The sequence below is a fragment of the Bacillus cereus group sp. MYBK195-1 genome (assembly GCF_051916605.1).
Classification (GTDB): Bacteria; Bacillota; Bacilli; order Bacillales; family Bacillaceae_G; genus Bacillus_A; species Bacillus_A cereus.
The window spans coordinates 157,359-180,300 of record NZ_JBQAGZ010000008.1 but is presented as its reverse complement, the minus strand read 5'-3'; the positions used below and the strand labels follow the sequence as shown (position 1 = coordinate 180,300).

Here is a 22,942-nt window from a genome sequence, read left to right as displayed (position 1 = left end):
GTAGAAATATACAGAAAGGATGGCATTTTTTATGAATCTTTCGATTCAAGATGAACTCCAATTATTTGCTGAGGAATTATATCAATATTTTACTCCTTCATTCTTAGAGGAGCTTGCTAGAGAATTAGATTTTGTTCAAAGAAAGCGTAAGTTTTCAGGGCATGACTTAGCCACTATCTGTGTTTGGGTGAGTCAACGGATAGCGAGTGATTCTTTAGTTAGACTGTGTAGTCAACTACATGCAGCTACAGGAACTCTTATTAGTCCAGAAGGACTAAATAAACGCTTCAATAATAAAGCTGTTTGCTTTTTAAAACATGTTTTCTCTGCATTATTAAAAAATAAAGTTTATGAAACTTCAGTGATTCCAAGCTCTTCACTAACCCATTTTCAACGAATTCGCATTTTAGATGCAACGATTTTTCAAGTACCAAAACACTTAGCTAGTGTGTATCCCGGTTCGGGGGGGTGTGCACAAACAGCAGGTATAAAGATTCAATTGGAATATGATTTACATAGTGGGCAGTTTTTAAATTTTCAAGTTGAACCAGGGAAGAATAATGATAAAACTTTTGGAACAGAATGTTTAGCGACATTACGACCTGGCGACCTCTGTATTCGAGATTTGGGTTATTATTCACTGGACGATTTAGATCAAATGGACCAACGCGGGGTATATTATATATCGCGGCTGAAATTAAATAATATGGTGTATATCAAAAATGATTTTCCTGAATACTTTCGAAATGGGACAGTAAAAAAACAGTCTCAGTACATCAAAGTTGATTTAGAACACATTATGAATACCTTAAAACCAGGACAGGTCTATGAAATAACAGATGCTTATATTGGAAAGGATAAAAAACTATTTACACGCGTTATTATATATCGATTAACTGAAAAACAACTTCGAGAACGTAAGAAAAAACAAGTGTATACCGAAAGTAAAAAGGGTATTACGTACTCAGAGAAAAGCAAACGATTAGCTGGTATGAACATTTATGTTACCAATACACCTTTGGAATGGGTTCCGATGGAACAAATACATGATTTTTATTCCCTCCGCTGGCAGATTGAAATTATCTTTAAAACTTGGAAATCCTTATTTCAAATTCATGATTTGCACAATGTCAAACGAGAGCGATTAGAATGCCATTGGAATGATTCAAGACCATCTATACATTCTTTATCAAGCTATACAGCAAAACACCCGAGAAATAACAAAGATTTTAATCCGCCTGTTCCATCTTCTACAGAAGAATGGACGGAAATCTCACAGATATGAGAAGAAGACTGTCTTTGATATTATGGGTGTTGTCTATGAATATAATGAATTGAGAAAACAAAAGAAAATTGCATAATTAAAAAAGTGAAACCCGTTAGGGTTTATTTGGTATGCGCATTTTTAAGAATATACTGCTATTTTAAGAGTGTAACCCGGCTGAACAAAAGTTCAGTCTGGTTACACTCTTAAGTTGATGGGCATGTATGGTGACCCCTAATATAGCTGGAGGTTCATGGATATGGATAAAAATTACTTATTAATATAGGAACTATATTGTCTTCTAAATGTCGTTAGATTTATTATTACAGTTATTAAAGGGGCATCCTTAAATTGGCACCAATCTTCTTTTTCTATAGGATATATCTAAAATGAAATGAGAACAAAAAAATTAAAAGAATTGTTCTCATTTATCCGGGAATACTCCTTAAGGAAGACTGACAAGAATGCTAAGGAGTTGTACACGATATGGAAAATGCAATTGGAATTGTATATGATGGGCAATTTTATCAACTTTTACTTCATAAAAGCCCAACTGTTTTTAAAGAAAATATCAGACCAATGGAAGCGCGCTTACCACTACCTTTGATTTTTTCAGATGATCAAAATGGACAGATCGTAAATGTAGCCTATGTTTCTAATAAGCCTGAGGTAGTAGGGAATACCGTAGCATTATCAAGTGAAATGTTAGAGATTTTACATGTTAACAGTACAGAAGAGCCATGCTCTTTCTTACCAGGTACTGTGGGCGGGGCAACCAACGTTCGTTCTTGATATAAAGAACTATTGATTGAATTAAACTGTACGAGAAGGAAGCGAAATCTACATTAAAACATTATGATTAAGCAGATGTTTTTTTAGTAACGTATAATGAATTAACCAATACTATTATATTAAGGCTGCTTTTGTACATTTAGTTGAAATCTCAAAAATCTATATGACAACAGCCTTAATTTAATATTGTTTCATTTTTTGTTTAATTAAGTAGAGTGCGTTGCAAATTCGATTCAAGAGTTTATTTTTTCTCAGTTAATATGAGATAGAATAGTTTCTAAATCAATCATTAAAATTGTATTATTAATATATATTAAAAAATATAAAGGAGATAAAGAATGACAATTAGTATTAAGCAAACTGGACCTACTTGTGGAATTTATGCAATGTTAAATGGTTTATACAACTTAAACAAGATTAAGAGTGTTACTAAGAAACAGACGGATGATGTAGTTTGTAATTTATTAAGTAAAAATGTAATAACAAAAAGAGGAATTGCTATTAATGGTAATACATTTTTAGGGGAATTTTTCGATTTAAATTTGTATAAAATGTTTTTAGTTAATAATTTGGAGATAATCAATCAAGCAACTGGATGTGATGATATAAAATATGATGTAAGTATAAAGAACATAAAACATCTAAATTCTAAAGAGTTAATTACGAAGTTACAACAGAATAAGTGTTTTGTGCTTTTTAGTTTATGTACATATAAACGCCGTACAAAGAATCATATAATTTCTCATTGGGTTTCTATAGTTAGTTATGATAATAAAACTAGCAAATATATTGTAGTAGATAGTCTAAAAGGGAAAATCAAGAAATACTCTTTGGAGCGATTATATGAAGGAAATCACCGGCTGCAAGATGCTCAGTTTCAATGGAGAAATTTTAAAATCGGTAAATTCCAATATTGGGAACACCCTTGGGGATTGCACCCTGTTAAGAAGCGTGTAAAAGAACAATATGATAAGAAAAAGGTGTATTTAAAAGAGGGGATTATTAAGCATGAAGTAGCTCATACATCAGGAGAAATGATAGTGATTGAAAAATTATGAGCGCTTAGAGATTATTCTGGATTGTACAGAAATTGCAACTTCCCCTAGTTGCCCACTTACGATATTATAAAACTTTTCCTCGTAAAAACTAGGGTATTAGTTAATAAGATTACTTTTAAAAAGTAGTATTTAGTCGCAACCACTCCCCATGTGGTAGTAGTTACTGGAAGAGATGTTAGCGCATCTCTTCTTTTATTATATACGTACAGAAACTTTGAAATACCTTTAAAGAAATTATAACAATTGTTAAAACAAAAAAAAGACGCCCGGATTTCGAGTGCCTTTCCTTTTGTTGAAATTCGATAAGATGTTAGTTTTCCAATCTAACATTGATAAGAGTGACAGCTTTGATTTAATTATATTATCAAATTTAATATCTCACCAAAAAATGAAGAATAATAACAATCATTTCTATTCAAATTGTCTTTTTTCTAAACGATCAATCGCTTCTCGTTTCTTTTTATTATTTATATTTGTATAGATACTAGTAACCTCAACAGAAGTGTGACCAAGTTGATCTCGTAGCAATACTAAGTCCTTGTTTTCCTTATAATGATTTGTAGCATACGTATGACGTAGCTTATGTGGACTACGCTTTTCATCGAATGCACTTGAATACTTCTCTACTAAGTTCTGTATAGCGCGTACAGAAAGCTGTGTGTATTTTCCCTGGTACCTAGTTACAAATAGAATATCTTCTTCAGGTGGACACATATATTTCTCTAAACGTACTTTCATGTATTCTTGTACGTCGTCTAAACACGATTTCGTTGCGAGTATTGAAGATTTTTTATTACCTTTACGAGTCACCTTAATGGTTCCCTGTCGAAAGTTAATACTTGAGAGGGTAAGACTAGCTAATTCTGATACTCGAAGCCCAGTGCCTAAAATAAGGCTTATTAATGCTATATCACGTTCTTTGTCACGTAGAAAATAATTGTATTTACGTGTAGAGGTCTCTTTTAGGATCGTTGCATAATCATTTATCAAAAATCGTAAGAATGCTACATCCTCATTATCGTTAAAGATAATATTTGCCACTTCATCAGCTCTTGCTGCAGCATCAACTTTTTCTTTATGTAGTTCAATTTTCTCCATCACGTTACGTGAGAGATAGCTTTTTCCATGCTCATCTTCTGAATTCTGCACTAAATATTTAAAGAGAGATTTTAAGGCAGAAAAGGTTCTATTTATAGCTCTAGTTTCAATTCCTTCACCTTGTAAGTACATGTGAAAGCGATTTACATCATTTAAGGGTAATGTTTGTAATGTTTCAATAGGTATATCAGTTATATTAGTAACCACGTTACCATTTACGACAGCTAATCGCTTAAGAATAATCCATTTAAAGAATTTTTCAAATTCAGTTATATATGCGTATAGAGTAGCAGGGGAGAGAGCAGTCTTCATTTCTAGGTATTCTATGACATACCAGGGCATATTATTTTTATGCTTTTCTACAAGAGCCTTAAAACGTTCTTTTTCTCTATTACTCATGGTGTACACCTCAAATCTTTTAATTAAATGATAATATATACTATTAAAATACTTCATAAATATGTATTAGAAAACAAGAAAGGTATCAATTTTATATTGATACCTTTACTATACATAATTCTATTATAATCGACAATCTTCACGTTAAATACATTTTTAACGAACAGTTGAAGGTGTATTTATTTATTGCAATCGCTGATTATTTCACATGATAAGCGTTTTTGTACTCATCAAGAGTATAAATGGTTTTAATATCTCGGAAGGGGATTGATACATGTCCTTTTAAGTGTGAAAAACAAGTTTCTTCATATCCATACCTTTGATTTTCTAATACTTTGTTTATGATCCAAATCCTTTTTTCTAATTCTTGATCGTCAGATTTAACACTTCCAAAGCTCAAGCAATCAAAATTACTTAAATGTGATTGAAACTTAAGTACATAACAATAATTCTTTTCCTTCCAATCATCGTTAATATCAGGAGCATCTAATAATTCTGATAAATTCTTTAAAAATTCTGGTCGCTCGTGAACTTTACCGAGGTATTTTGTAGCATCGTCAGTTGTAAAAAATGAAGTTATTGGATAGTCTTTAAATAACTTAAAGATAACCCAATCTAGATTATCATATACACTAGTAAATCTTTTACCTATATCAATTATTTTTCCATTGTAGACAATGACTTTCCTTTTAATATCTATCGAAACACCTTTGTTTAATAGATATTTTTGTAAAGGCGTTTCTAAGGTAACAGCTTGTTGCAGATTTACTAGTCCAAACTTTTTAATTGAGTCTAGTTGATCATTTACTGTTGTTACGTGGAGAGAAGTAAGATAAATTTCTTTTTCTAAAACTCTAGCACTATCTATTTTAAAATATTTAAGAAAAGATTCTGCATTAGATTGAATTCCTTTTAAAGCAGTTGCATTAAAAAAATCTAAAATATCCAATTCTTCAATATCGAAATGTGTGCATAAACCTTTTAAATCATACGTAGTGATATCATATAGAACGTTATTATTCATACATTTTCTCCTTAATGTGCATTAATAATAATAAATGCCTTCATCATCTATAAAATTATGAGTTGCGAATTTTTTTCTTTTCCTTTTCTTGTATGTATCTATTAATTTTTGAAGGGGTGTTTTTTGACTTTCACTTTTTTTAAAAGAGCAGACGTTACATATACAATCATTATACTTAAATATATTTAAAGTTAAGCTGTCTCGCTTTAATGTTTTTGCGATGCAAGTCCGATGCTGACCGCTAGCCAATGCTATATGTCCACATTTGTAGTGATCTGCATTAATTAAAGTATTCCTCTCAAACCAATTTTCCTTAATCATGTGAGAAGCAAAGAGTCTACAGTAATCAACTGATCCATCATTGAAATCTTGATTTTTTTCACGTTCTTTTGTTTTTTGATACTGTGCATTAGTTAAATGTAAAGAACAAGTTCCAGTTCGTACTTTAAAACAGTCGTATCTGCTAAATCTAAATGCATACGAGTAATCTTGAGGATTAATTCTAATGTCTTTTTCCAAAAAAATTTCCACCTCTATATATGATTTTAATAGTTTAATTATAACATATACCTTTTCACCATCCAAGTGTTCGTTAAATAAGGATTTAACGTGAAGATGAAATTTGTAGTTGAAGTTTATTTTGTCCCCTCCTGTACTGTAGTGTAGAAAGACATGAAAATGGATACTTTTTAGACAAGAAAGTGGGTACTTTTTTATAAAGGAATTGCTTTAGTTATATATCTACGTGCATTTTTACCATGATTTTCAATAGCAAATCTATTTATTAAAAGCGAACTTTATTTCGGTACAGCTGCGTATAACAATACTATCTAAAATAAAAATACAACACTATTTAATAGTGTTGTATTTTTATTTTAGATAGTAGAATAGGAATACTGGCGAATTAATAAGGAAAAGGTTACTGCATAATATTTCTATAACAGGGTATCAATTAAAGATGCATGCTTTATTCCATAATAGAGCATTTAAATCCTAACTTCTCGATTGTATCTACACTTTCTTATCTGCCAACGAAACATTAGATACAATTATCAATCCATTTCCCTTTTAGGCTCTACCAACATGATGTGGGATTCCTTTTCAGTGAAAGGTTTATGTTCAACGCCTCTCGGGACAATAAACATCTCGCCCTTAGAAATTTTCACCTGTCCATCACGAAAATCGATGAACATCTCCCCTTCAAGCACAATAAATAGCTTATCCGTATTAGGATGCTCATGCCATATAAAATCTCCATTAGCTTTAAAAAGCTGAATTTGATCATCATTCATTTCACCAATCACTTGTGGATACCAAAAATCGTTAATTTTAGATAACTCGTCATTTAGTTTAATAGGTTGGTAATGGATAATAATCCCTCCTCATTTTTAACTTCCACTATATTACAGTAATCTAAGTAAAAAAGTCGTCATTACGCTTAAAAAGAAAATGCTCAGCTCAGAACTTTCATTCAGATAGTACAATGAAGTAATTTCAATGAAAGTTCTTTCAATCCAATGTTTCCTTTAACTCTCCATAAGTATAGAACAGTGGTTTTCAAATAAGAATGGACCCCTGTTGACATTAGTATGGATTATTGATGAACTTCTCGCGATATTTAGTAGGCGAAATGCCAACTCGCTTCTTGAAAACTCTACTAAAATAAAAAGGGTCTGCGATTCCAATAGCTTGCGCAATTTGTTGTACAGGCACACCACTTGTACATAACATTTTTTGAGCCATCTTTATACGATAGTTCAATAAATATTCTGCTGGCCCCATACCTGCATGCTTTCTAAACACGTAAGAAAGACGATTTCGATTTACATTATTTTGTTCTGTAAGCATATTTATTGTAATATCTTTATAATAATATTTATGAACGTAACTAGATATCCGTTCGAATAAAGTATGCGACTCATAGTTGTTATCTCTATTGACAACACTTAATAAAGCTTCATTCAACGCTTCGCGAAACAGCATTTCGGTCTGAAACATTGAAATGCCTCCACGCTGATTATACACATCCCAAAGACGCATAAGTAATTCGACAAGACGGGGAGATTGTCCTGTAAATAATTCAAAATGCTGATGAGTAAAGCCAGAGTCTTCTCGTTCCAAATTGCTTATCCGATATAAAACAAGAATATATTCCCAGTTTATTTCACCAAGCATTCTATGGGCTAATGTCATTTTTGCACCCCCATGTATAACTTTTCCTGGGGAGAGGGTATACGGCGTACCATTAAATTGAAATTGCGTCTTCCCTGCAAGTGGAAATACAAATCCCGGGAAAGAATCTGTAGACTCAGCACAAGGCACACCTGGATTTTTAGCATAACGATATACTCCTTCTACTCGGAAAGGATTATTGGCAAGATACTCTGCTAACTCACTCACGTCCAACTTCACAATGCACGCCTCATTTCAATAATAGTTTTCTTGTAATTCGCGAGATTAATTGGTGTACATTCTGGGCAACGCTAAACTAAAAATAGTACATACGACTTAACAAGATTTGGTTACTAACCTATAAATATATTTTTTTCATTTATTGACAAAAGTATCCTCCCTATATTATTGATAATGATTTTCATTGTAGTTTGATAAAAAAACATTTGTCAAGTTAGATGACCTAGAAAAATGACGAAACAAGGGGTACAGAGGGACGGTTCTGTTGCAAATAATACCTGGTCTTTGTTAACTAATTCCCCTCAAAACTGGAATGATCATGTACACACCGGGTTTCATCAGCCGATTCGAATAATGGTACAGCAGATCAACGAAGCTAAGTCGAACTCTGATCTAATACAACTTAGTAATTCCCCCTATTGCAAATGAAACAAAGTATACAAGAGTTAGCTAATGAGATAGAAGCGTTTGGATATGAAGAACCAAAAGTTTTTTTGCACTACGTCAATCTATTAGTACATACTTAAAATCTCATGGCATAAAAGCATCACCTGATTCTATTCTTATCGTTTCAGGTGCTCTACAAGCTCTAGATCTTATATCTGTAGGTTTATTGAAACCTGAATCGACAGCTTTACTTGAAAGGCCATCTTACCTTTATTTCTTACATGTATTTCAATCTGCCGATATGGATTTTTCAGGATTACCCATAGATAATGAGGGCATAATAACAAAGTCAATTTTAAATCAAACGCAAAAATCTCAGCAAAATATTCTATACACTATTCCATCTTTTCATAATCCTACGGGATTTATTATGTTAGATTCTAGAAGGCCTGAGCTTTTAAAGGTTTGCAAAGAAGAAAGAATCCCCATTATAGAAGATGATATTTATAGAGAATTATGGATTGATAAGGAACCTCCTAACAAAAGACATGCATGGTCTGGTTCTTTATCTTGGAAGTCTTTCAAAAAACCTCACTCCAGGATCACGAATTGGATGGATTGTAGGTCCACAATCTGTTATTCATTGTCTAGCTGATATCAAGATGCAATCTGATTACGGATCGAGCACTTTATCCCAACGTGTTGCATTTAAATGGATGAGTAGTGGCTTATAACAATAACATTTATCATAATTTTCAATAGTATTTCATCAATAAATAGAGAATTTTTTTCTGTACAGCTGCGTAGAATGATTCTACCTAAAATAAAAAATAGAGTCTCAAGACTGGGATCTTGAGACTCTATTTTTTATTTTAGACAGGAAACCATAATTTTCTCTAACTCTTCTCTACTTAAATTATCTGCAAGAATTGTGACTTGATAAGTATTATTCTTTCCTTTTGCAGGAACAATCATTCTCATCACTTTAAATTTATCCTTTGTGCTTTCAGATAAAGTTATTTTTGTACCAACTAATTCATAATTAGTTATCTTTTCACTAGTCCCTACTATCCCCTTCAACGACTCTTCTCCTTGATCTCTAACTGCAGATTGATACACCATATATACGGAATCTTCATTTCGATATTCATAAACAATAGTGGGATCCATTTTTTTAATAGCCAATGGTGTTTGAATATCTTCTCCAGTGAATTTATACCCTTTTACTACATACGTTGGTCTCTTAATTTGAAAACCAAGATATTCCTGTGCTTGCTTTTTAGTCAATTTTAAAGACGAATAAATTTTCTGTCTAAATGGTCCAATTTCTTCAACATTTTTCTCATATTTTTTTTGCTCTTCTGGTTCTAATTTTTCAGGACTTCCTGCTAATTTTACTTTCTTATACAAAATCTGTGATTCTGTTTCTAAATTAATAAATCGCTCAAATTCTTCCTTCGTAAACAGATCCCTCGCCACTCCAAGCTCTGTAAGTAAAGTATTATATTCTCCTTCTGAAACAAAAAATTCTGATTCCGCCTGTTCTTTAGTACCAATCATTTTTTCTACAATTTGCTGTATAGAAATATCAGGTTGTGTTTTTAATTCTTTCATATTATCTTTTACTTCTATTTGTTGTTTCTCAGAATTTTTCGGTATATCAGCACGGGCATTTAATAAGGATACAGATGATACAGCAATAACTGCCACAGCTCCTAGCGCAGACCAGCGATATGATTTTTTTTGGAATTTTTTAATCATTAGAATTCTCCTTTTTAACATTCTTTTGTTTTTACTAAAATTCGCCACACCGGGTACTTGATAATAACCTGAGTAATGTTCCAAAAGACTAATAATAGTATGGCCATATGCAATTTGTTCCTCTGAATCTATACATGTAAGAGCTAATGCATCGCATGCTAGTTCTTGATCTTCCCGCATACATGAGTAGGCATACCAAAGAATAGGATTAAACCAATTTAAAATGAGTAAGCCATGCATTATCCAGTTCACACCAACATCTCTTCGCTTGATGTGAGCTAATTCATGATGAAAAATATACCGTAATTGTTGTTCCTCTAATATTTCCATATGTACTGTTGACAACAGCAACTTAGGCCGAATAAATCCGAACACTGTTGGGCTGGAAACCTTTCCAGATACAAGTAGAGCGATTTCTTGTCGAACAGACATAGATTGCTTACACTCTGCAAAAATCTGGACAATCTTTTCATCTGTAATAACAGGTTGTTTTTTTATGTAAAGTAATAAACGCCTGTTCATAATAAATGTAGCAAAGCTTAGAAGAATAACGCCAGTAAGCCAGATGTATATACAGATTGTATAGAATGAAACCGTCCCATCATCCTGCTTTTCATTATTGTGTGTTTGTGTCTTGTTTACCTGATTAGTTTGTGTTGAACTTGAGGTATAAGTATCTTCTTTTGTAAGAACCTTTGTATCGTCTATACCTTTCAATTCTTGCATACGTTCTTTTGGAGGAAAAATAGCTACAGGGGTTCGGCTAGAAATGAATGCATCATTATTCTTATAAGTAAGAACAGAATAGATACTATAGGAACTATCTGGCGACCAAGGTAATACAAGTCTTATTATTAATATAATCCATAGCATGTATTGCCAACGTGGAGTTAACTTATTTCTAAACAAAACCTTGATACATAAGATTAGACCCACTAATATGCTCGCCATAATAGTGGTTTCTATCAACCAATCGAAAAAATGAGGCAGATAGACATTAATAAACATTTCTATCATTATGATCTATCCTTCCTGTGATTTTCCTCAGTCTTCTCATCCAGGATACGTTTAAGTTCGTTAATGTCTTCTGAAGACAGCTTTTCTTCTTTCAGGAAATTTACTAGTAAGGGCTTAAATGCGGCACCATAGAAACGTTTAAGTAAAGATTTCGTTTCTACTTGTAAATAACTATCTTGTGAAACTAAGGGATAATAAGCGTACATACGCCCCTTATCTTGATGGTAAGCAACTGCTTCTTTTTGAACTAATCGATTAATCAGAGTTCGAATCGTTTTAGGTTTCCAATCCATTTTCTTCTCTAACTCTTCAATCACTTCATTTGCCGTTTGTGGAGATTTTAACCACAATACTTTCATTACTTCTAATTCAGCTTCCGAAATTTTAGGTAATTCTTTCATTCGTTTAAATTACACCTCCCGTGGATTACATTTGTAATCCACAACTGAATATTACACTTGTAATCTCTCTGTGTCAATCTTATTTTATATTTGTGAAATCCTTTCCTATGCCCATTAACATAAGAAAGAGGAAATTAACATCGCTCAGATTGCTCCATCTCTTCCTAGCTGATAGCTATCTCTCTCATTTATACAGTGTTACAAGATTTTTCTTCTAGTGGAATGTATTCCGCCTCTTTTAGCTGATGAAAAGGACGTAATTGTACACTGTATATCGTGTTTCCCGCTGCTCTCATTCCCGAGAAAAAATAAATTTCTCCTTCTATTTCGTAGGCAGGACGTATGATTAGCCCTTTTTGACTTTCATATTGGACATGGCCACTTTCAACGATCCCTTCATTTAACAAGGCATCTCGAGCATTTGTATAGTCATTTCGAAAATCGGTATGAATTGTTCTATAAGACATTGTATCCCTCCAGCGGTTTGATGAGTTGCGTTTAGCTGTGTGCAGCCAGGTGTTTGGCATCTATTTTGAATGACATGTACGTTTAAATTCGATGTAGGAAAACATAATTCCTAGTTGGTTCCTGTTCTTTTATGGAAAAGTAACATTTGTCATATTGTGTTTATAGAATCAAAAAAGAGTAACACCCTTTCTCAGGTACTACTCTATCTTTGTGTTATTGTATATACGGTTTAATATCCGAGTATGCCGACAATTTGAGTTGCTTTGTTGTTACGAATTGAATAATAAATTTCTAAGCCTTTACGTTCAGCTTTTAGTACTTTGCCCTTCATTTTCGATAAATGTTGTGAAACAGATGATTGGGGTATCTCTAAAATTTTTGTTAGTTGGGAAACATTAAAAGTATTATGTTTACTTAGTTCGTTTATAATACGTAAACGAATTGGATGCGCCATTATTTTCAAAATTTCAACATCTTCTTCTGTAATATTAGTTTTTTTTGATTCTAGAACCGTGATTGTCATCGTTATTCTCCTTTATTATTTTCTTATGAAAAGTTATTTACCCTAGTATCCTATGTTTGATTTTATATTTTATATATTTTAATAGATAAAAATTAAAGTAACATTAATAAACTCTATAGTTATTATATAACGCATTTTGTATTCGAGTGTGAAGTTCATCTGGAGTTTACGTGATTTTTATATATTCTAATGTGCGATTAAATAAATTCGCATCTGATATCTAATGTTTCAAAATTGTAAATAATAATAGATAGGCTCAGTCATAAATGAAGGAATTTTCTACAATTCTATTACATATACTTACGTTCATACACTATAAAATTAATTACTATTTTCACGTCTTTCTATAAATGTGAGTTGTAGCATACATCTGTCACAATTTGAGTCATAACTTTACCCTTTTGGCAAGATTTGTGATTTGAACCATAACTTTGCCGTTCTGGCAAGGTTATGGTTCTTTTTATTTGCGGCAAACTTATGCTTCCGGGATTTGAAGAATATTTTTAATGTAGCTTTTAAATAAAGGCTATTCATTATCTATAATGGGTTACTGTATCATGGTTTTTATTCTTTAATTCCCTCCATTTATAGTTTTAAATTTTGACCCATTGCAGAAATGTAAGATGATAATAAAGTTATTAAATTTTAAAAGCTCAAACAAGCATAACCCCGTTCTAAATGTAGGACGGGGTTAAAAATATAGTTGTTTCTGTAGTGTTTAAAGTAAGATATTTCATTACACTAAAAAATGTAATAATAAAGTCATTTAAAAATCTAAGTTTTATTCAACAATAGCTGCCGTTTGTTGAAAAGAAAAAATATTGCTTTTTGAAAAAAGTGATAACATATATTTCTTTCTTTTTGTTCAATTTAATCTTATTTTTCTAACAATAAGGCTATAGTTTGACTTCCTCCGTTGCCAGTTTCACCAGAAACATCATCGTAAATTTCTTTTACAGTAAAACCTACAGCAGTTACCTCTTTGATGAATAATTCTTTTGTGAAGAATTGATACCAAATGTTATAAGTTTCTATTTTATTATCGGTTACCACTGTTGTTTGTTCTAATGTTACTCTATCAGGATATTTAAGATTTCTACCGATAGCTACATAGCAATCCTTTGACCAGAAACCACCATTTTCATTAATACTCCAATATTGTTCTTCCTTGAACTGATCAAATTTATTTTGAGAGAAAACATCCAATAACAACTTTCCACCTTTCTTCAGACTGTTCCAAATGTTGAAAAGTAATTTACTACGATTTTCAGGCGCAAGAGCACCATAATCACAATATATCAATAGGGCCAAGTCATAGATATTTGAATCATTTAATTCCAAATAATTTTCATAGCGATATTTAATATTATAATCTAACTTTTTTGCTTGTTCTTTAGCATAACGAATTGAGTTTTCAGAGAAGTCTATCCCTGTTACCGTATAACCTTTTCTAGCTAATCGCTCACTATAAAGGCCTGGACCACAACCTAAGTCTAATACTTTTTGATAAGATTTTTTGGGAGCTATTTGTTGGATAAAATCAATAGATTTATCAATAAACGGAAAACTCCTACTAGCTCCTTCAGTATCAGGGCTTAAATGAGCTTCTAATAATTTTTTAGCAATATAAGGATCTTGCCAAAAAACATTATCAGTTTGTTCGAATTGTGATGGTACCTGCAATTGATTTAATAAATTATTCATAAAAACTTCCTCCTAAAAATTTTAAAACACAAAAAACCGCAGAGCTTTACTCTGCGGTTAAAAAAGAGAATAAGTCCGTAGAGTAAAAAATCAAATGGGCATACCGAATAAACACATAAAAATGCGTATTTCAGTTTGCTTCAAATTGATTTATTTACTCTTTTCCAGTCATAACAAAGTTCGCGAAAATCAAACTTCTGCTATGCCGAACTTCTTCACCTATCCTTTTAGTGTTTTTATAAACATAACAGACAATAAACTACGAGGTCAACTACTAGTTTAACCCATTATTCAATGGATATAGCCCGATTGTAGAATAGAATGACTTTCATTTTTTAATAAATTTGTTATTTTTCAAACAACTTTATTTTAATTTAAAAAACTTTTTTGTCACTTTTTACCCTACTTCTATTATTGAACTTGTCTTATAAAAGTTCTAATGAATAAAATGATAAGGTTAAATGCCTCATGCTGATAATAGATATTTTTTATTTGTCTCGTTATAACATTCACGGCAAGTTTTTGAGTTAATAATTAATCCACGGCAAAGATACGCTTCCTTTAGAGGCAACTTTATGGGAAAAGTCACAAGATTATGTTTCAAGTAACAAAGAACAAGAAAATGAATACTAAATGTTACAGGTAATATAAAAAGATTATAAGACCAATACTCTTCAAACAAATTAACCAGCTCCTCAAATTCAAGAACTGGTTAATTTGTGTTTAAGTATTTCATTAAACAATAAATATATATAAATTATAAAATTTACTATACACTTGAAACAATACATATAGAGTTACCTGCCAAATCGTATCTTCCAAAGCAATTAGGTATTATAAAGTGGTCTCCTTTCTTAAAGAAATAATGCTCACCTTCTTTAATTAGCTCACCTTCCCCCTTTACTACACTAACAAGAAGGAAAGTTTTTTGTTGTTCCAAACGAACTGATCCATCTAACTCCCATTTTTTAACTGAAAAATATGGACATTTGATAAAGTTAGTTATACTCAAATCATCTACTTTTTCATGTTTAACCGTTAACTGATTCGATTTAAAGGGAGCTTCTATTACATCAATACTCTTTTCAAGATGCAGATTACGTAAATTCCCATCAGAATCTCTTCTATCATAATCATACAATCTATAGGTTGTATCAGAGTTTTGTTGTGTTTCTAATACTAAAATCCCTTTACCAATTGCATGAACAGTTCCACTCGGCACATAGAAGAAATCTCCAGGTTTCACCTTCACACGATGTAACAGTTGGTTCCACTCTTTTTGTTCAATCATAGACATTAATTCTTCTTTTGTTTTCGCATGATGCCCATATATAATTTCTGCGTCTTTAGTGGAATCGATTACATACCAGCATTCTGTTTTTCCTAGTTCTCCATTCTCATGCACGCTAGCATATTCATTATTAGGATGAACTTGAACAGATAGATCTTGATTGGCATCCAAAATTTTTGTAAGAAGAGGGAAACGCTCCCCCTCCATATTTCCAAATAAATCTCGATGGTTATCCCACAGTTCACCCAAGGATAGCCCTTTATACTTTCCGTTCTTAACAATACTTTGTCCATGTTGATGCGCTGCAAAAGCCCAACACTCTCCAGTTTGATTTGATGGAATTTCATATCCAAAAGAAGTTAAATGTGTCCCACCCCAAATTCTTTCTTTAAAAACAGGTGCAAAAAATAATGGTTCAGTCATGATTTGAATCCTCCATTCTATGCAATTTCATCTAGTAGTTTGTATGCTTCTGCTTTTGTTTGAACAGATAATAACTGCTCTCTATAACTATCATCCATTAGTTTTCGAGAAAGCATTTGAAGGATTTTCAAATGTTGATTTCCCTCATTTTCTTTTGGTACTGCAATCATAAATATTAATTTTGCTTCCGTTCCATCAAGACTCTTCCAATCTATCCCTGATTGTTTAATTCCAAATACCACGCTCGGTTTCCTAACAGCATCTGATTTTCCATGCGGAATAGCAATGTTTACACCAATCCCTGTAGTACTTTCTTGTTCACGATTCATAATAGCTTGTTTAAATTCTGTCACTGAATGCAATGCACCTACATGCTTTAATTTTTGAATCATCTCATCAATGATGTCATCTCGTGTTTCTCCTTTTAAATCCGTTTCAATTAATTCTAAATTTGTAATATCTGTTAGCTTTTTAATTTTCATCTTCTCTACTTGTGAACTTTTGCTTTGTGCTTCTTGCTCCATTTGTTGCACTTCTATTGTTGCTGATACTTCTTTTATTTGTTCATTTTCTTGTTTTTCTAACTTTGAAACGTCTTTTTTCAATACATTTACTACAACAGCTGTCACAATAGAGCCTACAATTACAGCTACAAAAAACATAAACACATTATCTACTGCCCCTAACACTGCAACAATCGGACCACCATGTGCCACTCTGTCTCCTACATGACCGATCATCGCAATCACAGCACCTGTCATTGAACCCGCCATTATACTTGGAATAACACGAAGTGGATCTTGGGCTGCAAAAGGAATTGCACCTTCCGTAATACCGAAGAGCCCCATTGTAAATGATGCTTTACCCATTTCTCTCTCTGAATCTTGAAATTTCCCCTTACTTATAAAAGTAGCTAGTCCCATACCAATTGGTGGGATACATATTGCCGCAGCTATTGGACCCATAATTTCATAGTTTCCTTCTCCAATCATTGCTGAACCAAATAAGAATGCTACTTTATTGACTGGACCACCCATATCAAATGAAATCATTGCACCTAAAATTAATGCTAAGAGAATTGAACTTGACCCTTGCATACCTGCTAACCAAGCTGTTAATGATACGAAAACTTGTGCGACAGGGGCACCAATAATAAATACAAATGCTAAACCTACAATAAGGGAAGCAAATACCGGAATAATAATAATCGGCATAATTGGTTGAATCGCTTTTGGAACTTTTAATTTTTTAATTCCTAATGCTATGTAACCAGCTAAGAAACCAGCGATAATTCCACCGAGAAAACCAGCACCACTTTCACTTCCGTAAAAGCTTCCTGTTGCTGCAATATATCCACCAATCATCCCAGGAACAAGTCCAGGTTTATCCGCTATACTATATGCAATATATCCAGCCAGTATTGGAACCATGAACGTAAATGATGCACCACCAATTTGTTCAATGGTTTTCCAAAAAGAACCCTCTGGAATCACTAAACCCCCAGGAGTTTTTTCTCCCCCAAGTGTTAAGGCAATAGCAATTAATAATCCTCCAACTACGATGAATGGGACCATAAAAGATACACCATTCATTAAATGACGATATATCGGATTTTGCTTTTTTTCCTGTTGGTTACTTTCTACTTTTTTTGACTGTGAATGATAAATAGATACATCCCCGCTGATTACTTTCTCAATTAATTCTCCTGGTTTACGAATACCATCCTGTACTCCAACAACCAACAATTTTTTTCCTACAAATCTATCTTTATTTACGACTCTATCCGCAGCTATAATAATGCCGTCCGCCTCGCGAATATCTTGTTCAGTTAACTCATTTTCTACCCCTATTCCACCTTGGGTTTCAACTTTCATTTGGACTCCTAATTTATCCGCTGTTTTTTGTAAATTTTCAGCTGCCATATAGGTATGGGCAATCCCATTTGGACATGATGTAACCGCTAACAATTTCATTCTTAATCCTCCTCACACTTTTTACTAAGCGCCTACATTTACTATAAATTAATATTAAGACGTCAAAAGTTTCATTTTTTACCGTAACTTCCGGAAAATAAATCTTTTACCTAAGCAAATAACAGTTATTTGGGTCTCTACTTTTCGGTTAAGTATGTAAAAAGGACAAAAATTTCATTACGTTTGTTTCTTTCGTAAGTTTTTGAATAAAGGATGGTTGCTCACTTATAAAGGATAGTTCCTGAAACAATTGTTTCGTTACCTCTTGTCCATCACTTTTAACTGCTAGCATAAATACAAGTGATACCTTCTCTGCTCCCCAATCAACTGGTTCTTTTAATGTAGCGATTGCAATTACTGATTCTTGAATAAATTTCGGATTTCCATGAGGAATTGCAATTCCTCCCCCAATTGTTGTTGCTGACATTTTTTCTCTTATAATTGCATTTTCTGCATACTCTTTATCTACATAACCCTTACTATGCAAAGCATATGCTAATTTTTCAATTAACTCATATGGATGTTGTATATCCTGTTGTAAAAACACTAAAAATGGAGATGTATAATTGAGCATAACAAAGTCTTTTTGTTCTTTATAACTTGGCTCATCACAATTTTGTATAAATTCTCCTAGCTTCTTTTCTTCCGGTCCTTCTAATAATGGGGATACTACTATATAAGGAATGTTTAATCTTGAAAGAGTAGTAGTTGAAATAACAAGATCTACATCACGATGTTTCAAAATATAACCTTGTAAATCAGCTTTTGAAATACAGTCCATCACATGGATATGACGGAATTTACGCTCAATTTTTGTACGTAACAATTGCGACATGCCAATTCCCATATGACAAACAATAATTACATTTTTAGATTTCCCCTGGTAATCTAATCGTTCAACAGATGCTTCAAAGTGTAGCGTAAGATAAGCCGCTTCTTCTTCTGGAATATATATAGTTAGAGATTCATTTATTTCTTCTAATACTTGTATCAATACATTAAACGCATAGGGATACATTCTTTTTATATCGTGTAACATTGGATTCGAGACAGAAAGGTCATAGTTTAGACGATTCAATGCGGTATATAGATGAATAGTTAACCCTTCAATTAAAATATCGTCTTTACTGAAATCAATTCCATACAACTTCGACATACGTTTAACTAATTGTTGTATAACCATAGCAAGCATTGGATTACTTTCAGTAAGTGTGCTATCCTTCATTGGTTTATCTTGATAACGGATTTTTCCACCTAAAATATGAGCTGTTAAATATGTAACTTCCTCCTCTGTAAAATGAACAGAAAAAACACATTCCAGCTGTTTTAAAAACTCCAATGTCCATATATATTCTTTTGTTTCTTTCAGTATTTTAATTTCCTTTTCAGCATTTAAAATAGGTTGCTTAAGCTTCATTCTTCGTACCATAAGCAACGTATGCACTAATAAACTTTCAAATGTATCATCTGTAAAAAACAATGCATTTCGTTTTTGTAACGCTTTCAATTCGTTCGTAACAAATTCAACCTCATGATATTGAAATTGTTCTTTAATAAATTGATTTGTAAGATCAGAATTACCAATCAAATCTGATAATCTAGCCAATGCTCTTCTTTTTTTCTTTTCATTTCCATCAATAATAAGTCCAACTCGCTGCTTTGAAACAATGGTTAAATCAAAATGATGTAACCATACTTCAATTCTATCTAGATCTTTTTTTATAGTAGTTCGACTTACAAAATGTTGGGATGCCATTTTCTGTGCAGTAACTGCCTTTACATTCATTAATAAGTTGTATGCAATTTGTAGAATTCTTTCTTCATCTGATTCATACTTTGTGCGATTATTAATACAATAAAGTTTATTAAACAAGTCCACCTTTTCATATTCCTCAATCTCTAAGTACACACCTAGTCCCGGTTTCCTAACAAGAATCGCACTTGAATAACCCGCAAGGTGCTCCTCAATTATTTTAAAGTCATTACGAATTGTTTTTTCAGAGCAATTCACCTTATCCGCAAGGTCTTGTACTAATGAATAGTCGTTAGATTCAGATAATAGCAGAAATAAAATTTCTTTTTGTCTTGTATTCATAAATTTCACCTATCTCTTATATCTTTCTATGTTATATGCATTACTTTACAAGATACTTTTACCCTCTCTTATAACTAGCACTTTCGATTATCTATAACCACTTTCAAATTTTAACTACCTTACGTTAAAAAATCTTATTTAGAATTAATTACTTTTCTCGATACTCCAGCATCTAAGAAGATAATTAATTCCAATATACAGTATAGTAGCCCGATTAAAAGTTTAATTTATTACCGAGGCTCCGGAAAAGCTGCTTTATTTCTGTAACGAAATAAAATTAGTTAAAACTAGTAGTGGGAGCGATAATCTAAAATAGATTATCGCTTTTTTGTTAAAATTCTATAAATCAAAGGGCGGAATAATTCATTTATTATAATGATACAAATTTTGATAGCAAAGTACTTGCACTATGCATACCTCATCCTTTTTTGTTTAAATACATAAAACTCATATAACGCTAACTATTTTAATTTACGAAGACTGTAGTAATAACGAAAATCTTTAATAAAATAAAGTCGAAAAAACATTCAATTTTTAACTTTAATAATAAAATCCTATATTAGTAGTTTTTTTATCTACATAATTAATTTTAATCTCTCTTCTAGAACTTCCCTATCTGATTGTGATTTTGAAATTATAAGACATGTATCATTCCCACAAATACATCCTACTTTTTCTTTCCAGTCTAAAGAGTCTAATAACACACCTATAACATGTGCATTACCCGGTAAAGTTTTAATGATGGTTAATTGATTTATATAATCAATCTTTACGACAACTTCCCCTAATTTTTTCTTTAACATCATATCAGTTTGTATACTATCTCCTGTGAAGTTTTTATAGATAGTTAAACCATCTGAAGACACTGTCTTTATTATATTTAATTCACGAATATCTCGCGAAATAGTAGCTTGTGTTACAATTTCCCCCTTTTTTGCTAACAGCTCTACTAACTTTTCTTGTGTATCTATTTCATGCTCTCTCACCGCTTGTTTAATTAGCCTTTGTCTTTTCTCTTTTCTCATAAAAGACGCCCCTTATATCGTTATACTTTTATTATATCTTCCTATAAATTTTATCCGAAAGAGGCAAAGGGGAATGTTGCGGAAACGTTCATAGTTTTGAGCACTTTAAAGTAAACCTTTTTCTCTTGTATATGGGGTACCCCCCCCCATCGCTATCAAGTTAAGCTCATACAACGTCAATTATAGTTGGCGTTGTTTTACATGTGAGGGAAATTAAAGAGTTGCATACGAAATAAACCCTAAAGGGTTTCATTTTTTTAATTTAAGCCGCTTGATTATCAGACATGGTGCAATTGTAAACGACACCTAATATATCAAAGACTGTTTTCTTCTCATACCTATGGGATTTTCGTCCGTTTTTCTGTAAGAGATTGAACAGACGCAACAATATCTTTGTTAATTCTTCGGCGTCTTTTTGTAAAGATTGATAAATAAGTGAGAAATAATCTTTTATGATATAAGTTGCTTTATATTCGCTTAATTCTCGTTTCTTCTTGATGAGGAGTAATTGGCGCATTTGAAACATGGTGGAGGAACAAAGAAGGATACTTATTAATTGTCCGTATAAGTGACATTCTAGTCTTTCTAATTTTACAGAACTACATTGATGAATACGAAAAAATGATTTCCATGTTTTAAAAATAAGTTCAATTTGCCATCGTAAGGAGTAAAAATCGTATACTTGCTCTTTTGGCAAATATTCCATTGAAATATTTGTAACGTAAAAGTTAATTGCACTAAGCCGCTTACTGCGTTCTTTATAGGCAATTTGCTTTTTATGTTCTTTAGATGCTAAATCCTTTTGTCTACGCTTCATTTGCGTTTCAGTTAATTTATACAGAATAAGTCTTGCAGGAAGCTTTTGATACATTCCAATATAGATTTCAGGAATTTCATATGTTTCACCTGACTGTAATTGATTAATAAATTGCTCCATATCTAATTGGATGTACTCAGATTGCTTTTTTATGGTTCCATTTTGAAAGTATTCAGGTTCTTTATTCTTCTGATATATACGTGTATTAAACTTTAATCGTGAAATAAAATAAGCACCACACTCACTTATAGTATGTAAATCTTTTAAGTCGAAATATCCTAAATCACGTATACATAAATCGTTTGGTTGAAGGGATGTTAAACAAGTAGAAGCATACGTTTTATCATTGTGTTTTCCTGATCCTACATGAATATGAAAAAATTGACCACTTAGTAAATCATACTCTAGTTGAATTTTTACGCCAGCACTTTGACCGCTACCACCTGAACCTTGATATGTAGAAGTGAATTTATCTGGAACCTGAAAATGTGTAGAATCCAATATACGGATACGTCGAAAATAGTTTGTATAAAAAGTTGGAATCTTGCTAGAAGAACACAATTGTTGGTGAAGTAAATGCGCTAAGAGTTGTTGTAAAAACTGAACAGCCTGAGGGTTAAAAGGTTGATTGAGTCCCTCTGGACTCATAGAAATACAGGTGTTAGCTCCTAATTGACTACATAATTTTGTCAATGAAGTATGAGCTATGTTTTTGCTTAACCAAACACAAAGAGCCACTAAGTCTTGTGCACGATATTTACTCCTTCGTTGTACAAACCCTATCTTTCTAGCTAACTGATCCAAAGTATGTGGTGACATATGTCGCTGTAATTCTTCAGTAAACAATTCTAATTCATCAGAAATCCATAAATCCATACTAAAAACGCCATCCTTTCTGTATGTTTCTACAAAAAGAATAGCGTATCTTTGCATTTTGAGGAAGTTTAGTTTTGTTAGCTTGATAGCGATCTGGTGCTACCCCATTACTATCAAGCTAAGCTTATACAAAG

General features: G+C 32.3%; 17 protein-coding genes and 2 pseudogenes. 4 read left to right on the top strand and 15 right to left on the bottom strand.

Annotation, left to right across the window (positions count from 1 at the left end):
* The first annotated feature begins 31 nt into the window (after nt 1-31).
* From ACTFRY_RS25065 to ACTFRY_RS25055, 3 genes and pseudogenes are all read left to right on the top strand, one after another.
* Nucleotides 32-1,361 (top strand): annotated as a pseudogene (locus ACTFRY_RS25065) (IS4 family transposase).
* 389 nt (nt 1,362-1,750) lie between these two features.
* Nucleotides 1,751-2,056: a hypothetical protein gene (locus tag ACTFRY_RS25060; protein WP_086391779.1), complete on the top strand. Its 306-nt coding sequence runs from the start codon at nt 1,751-1,753 to the stop codon at nt 2,054-2,056.
* Nucleotides 2,057-2,394: 338 nt separating this feature from the next.
* Nucleotides 2,395-3,114: a hypothetical protein gene (locus tag ACTFRY_RS25055; RefSeq protein ID WP_098617334.1), complete on the top strand. Its 720-nt coding sequence runs from the start codon at nt 2,395-2,397 to the stop codon at nt 3,112-3,114.
* A 411-nt stretch (nt 3,115-3,525) separates the two neighbouring features.
* Here ACTFRY_RS25055 and xerS read toward each other — a convergent pair whose 3' ends face one another.
* From xerS to ACTFRY_RS25030, 5 genes are all read right to left on the bottom strand, one after another.
* Nucleotides 3,526-4,611 carry a tyrosine recombinase XerS gene (xerS, locus tag ACTFRY_RS25050; protein WP_097797132.1) on the bottom strand — a complete coding sequence of 362 codons (1,086 nt, stop codon included), beginning with the start codon at nt 4,609-4,611 and terminating at the stop codon, nt 3,526-3,528.
* A gap of 199 nt (nt 4,612-4,810) precedes the next feature.
* The gene (locus ACTFRY_RS25045) at nt 4,811-5,635 is read right to left on the bottom strand and encodes a hypothetical protein (protein ID WP_086391782.1); all 825 of its coding nucleotides are present in this window, start codon (nt 5,633-5,635) and stop codon (nt 4,811-4,813) included.
* Nucleotides 5,636-5,656: 21 nt separating this feature from the next.
* On the bottom strand, nt 5,657-6,154 hold the full coding sequence (locus ACTFRY_RS25040; RefSeq protein ID WP_240854503.1) for a hypothetical protein: 498 nt from the start codon (nt 6,152-6,154) through the stop codon (nt 5,657-5,659).
* A 533-nt stretch (nt 6,155-6,687) separates the two neighbouring features.
* Nucleotides 6,688-6,927 carry a cupin domain-containing protein gene (locus ACTFRY_RS25035; RefSeq protein WP_000997182.1) on the bottom strand — a complete coding sequence of 80 codons (240 nt, stop codon included), beginning with the start codon at nt 6,925-6,927 and terminating at the stop codon, nt 6,688-6,690.
* Between the two features lie 292 nt (nt 6,928-7,219).
* Nucleotides 7,220-8,047 carry a helix-turn-helix transcriptional regulator gene (locus tag ACTFRY_RS25030; protein WP_098617335.1) on the bottom strand — a complete coding sequence of 276 codons (828 nt, stop codon included), beginning with the start codon at nt 8,045-8,047 and terminating at the stop codon, nt 7,220-7,222.
* A gap of 264 nt (nt 8,048-8,311) precedes the next feature.
* Here ACTFRY_RS25030 and ACTFRY_RS25025 point away from each other — a divergent pair.
* Nucleotides 8,312-9,162: pseudogene (locus ACTFRY_RS25025) on the top strand (PLP-dependent aminotransferase family protein); the annotation flags it as partial.
* Between the two features lie 139 nt (nt 9,163-9,301).
* Here the strand turns inward: ACTFRY_RS25025 and ACTFRY_RS25020 are convergent.
* The 10 genes from ACTFRY_RS25020 to ACTFRY_RS24975 form a co-directional block, all read right to left on the bottom strand.
* Nucleotides 9,302-11,212, bottom strand: coding sequence for a M56 family metallopeptidase (locus ACTFRY_RS25020; RefSeq protein ID WP_240854502.1), 1,911 nt, complete (start codon nt 11,210-11,212; stop codon nt 9,302-9,304).
* A complete protein-coding gene (locus ACTFRY_RS25015; RefSeq protein ID WP_153600710.1) occupies nt 11,212-11,613 on the bottom strand; it encodes a BlaI/MecI/CopY family transcriptional regulator in 402 nt (133 codons plus the stop codon). Before ACTFRY_RS25015 ends, ACTFRY_RS25020 begins: the two co-directional genes overlap by 1 nt.
* 188 nt (nt 11,614-11,801) lie before the next feature.
* Nucleotides 11,802-12,080 (bottom strand): hypothetical protein, encoded by a 279-nt coding sequence (locus tag ACTFRY_RS25010; RefSeq protein ID WP_071714049.1) that lies wholly within the window; start codon nt 12,078-12,080, stop codon nt 11,802-11,804.
* A 230-nt stretch (nt 12,081-12,310) separates the two neighbouring features.
* Nucleotides 12,311-12,604, bottom strand: coding sequence for an ArsR/SmtB family transcription factor (locus ACTFRY_RS25005; RefSeq protein WP_086392981.1), 294 nt, complete (start codon nt 12,602-12,604; stop codon nt 12,311-12,313).
* Nucleotides 12,605-13,480: 876 nt separating this feature from the next.
* Nucleotides 13,481-14,308, bottom strand: a complete 828-nt coding sequence (locus ACTFRY_RS25000; RefSeq protein WP_137074754.1) for a class I SAM-dependent methyltransferase — start codon at nt 14,306-14,308, stop codon at nt 13,481-13,483.
* A gap of 769 nt (nt 14,309-15,077) precedes the next feature.
* Nucleotides 15,078-16,022 carry a mannose-6-phosphate isomerase, class I gene (gene manA, locus ACTFRY_RS24995; protein ID WP_240854504.1) on the bottom strand — a complete coding sequence of 315 codons (945 nt, stop codon included), beginning with the start codon at nt 16,020-16,022 and terminating at the stop codon, nt 15,078-15,080.
* Between the two features lie 17 nt (nt 16,023-16,039).
* Nucleotides 16,040-17,995, bottom strand: a complete 1,956-nt coding sequence (locus ACTFRY_RS24990) for a PTS fructose transporter subunit IIABC (protein ID WP_240854505.1) — start codon at nt 17,993-17,995, stop codon at nt 16,040-16,042.
* Between the two features lie 148 nt (nt 17,996-18,143).
* On the bottom strand, nt 18,144-20,090 hold the full coding sequence (locus ACTFRY_RS24985; protein WP_350370970.1) for a BglG family transcription antiterminator: 1,947 nt from the start codon (nt 20,088-20,090) through the stop codon (nt 18,144-18,146).
* A gap of 575 nt (nt 20,091-20,665) precedes the next feature.
* The gene (locus ACTFRY_RS24980) at nt 20,666-21,115 is read right to left on the bottom strand and encodes an arginine repressor (RefSeq protein ID WP_350370972.1); all 450 of its coding nucleotides are present in this window, start codon (nt 21,113-21,115) and stop codon (nt 20,666-20,668) included.
* Nucleotides 21,116-21,377: 262 nt separating this feature from the next.
* Nucleotides 21,378-22,808 (bottom strand): IS4 family transposase, encoded by a 1,431-nt coding sequence (locus ACTFRY_RS24975; protein ID WP_350370974.1) that lies wholly within the window; start codon nt 22,806-22,808, stop codon nt 21,378-21,380.
* Nucleotides 22,809-22,942 lie beyond the last annotated feature (134 nt).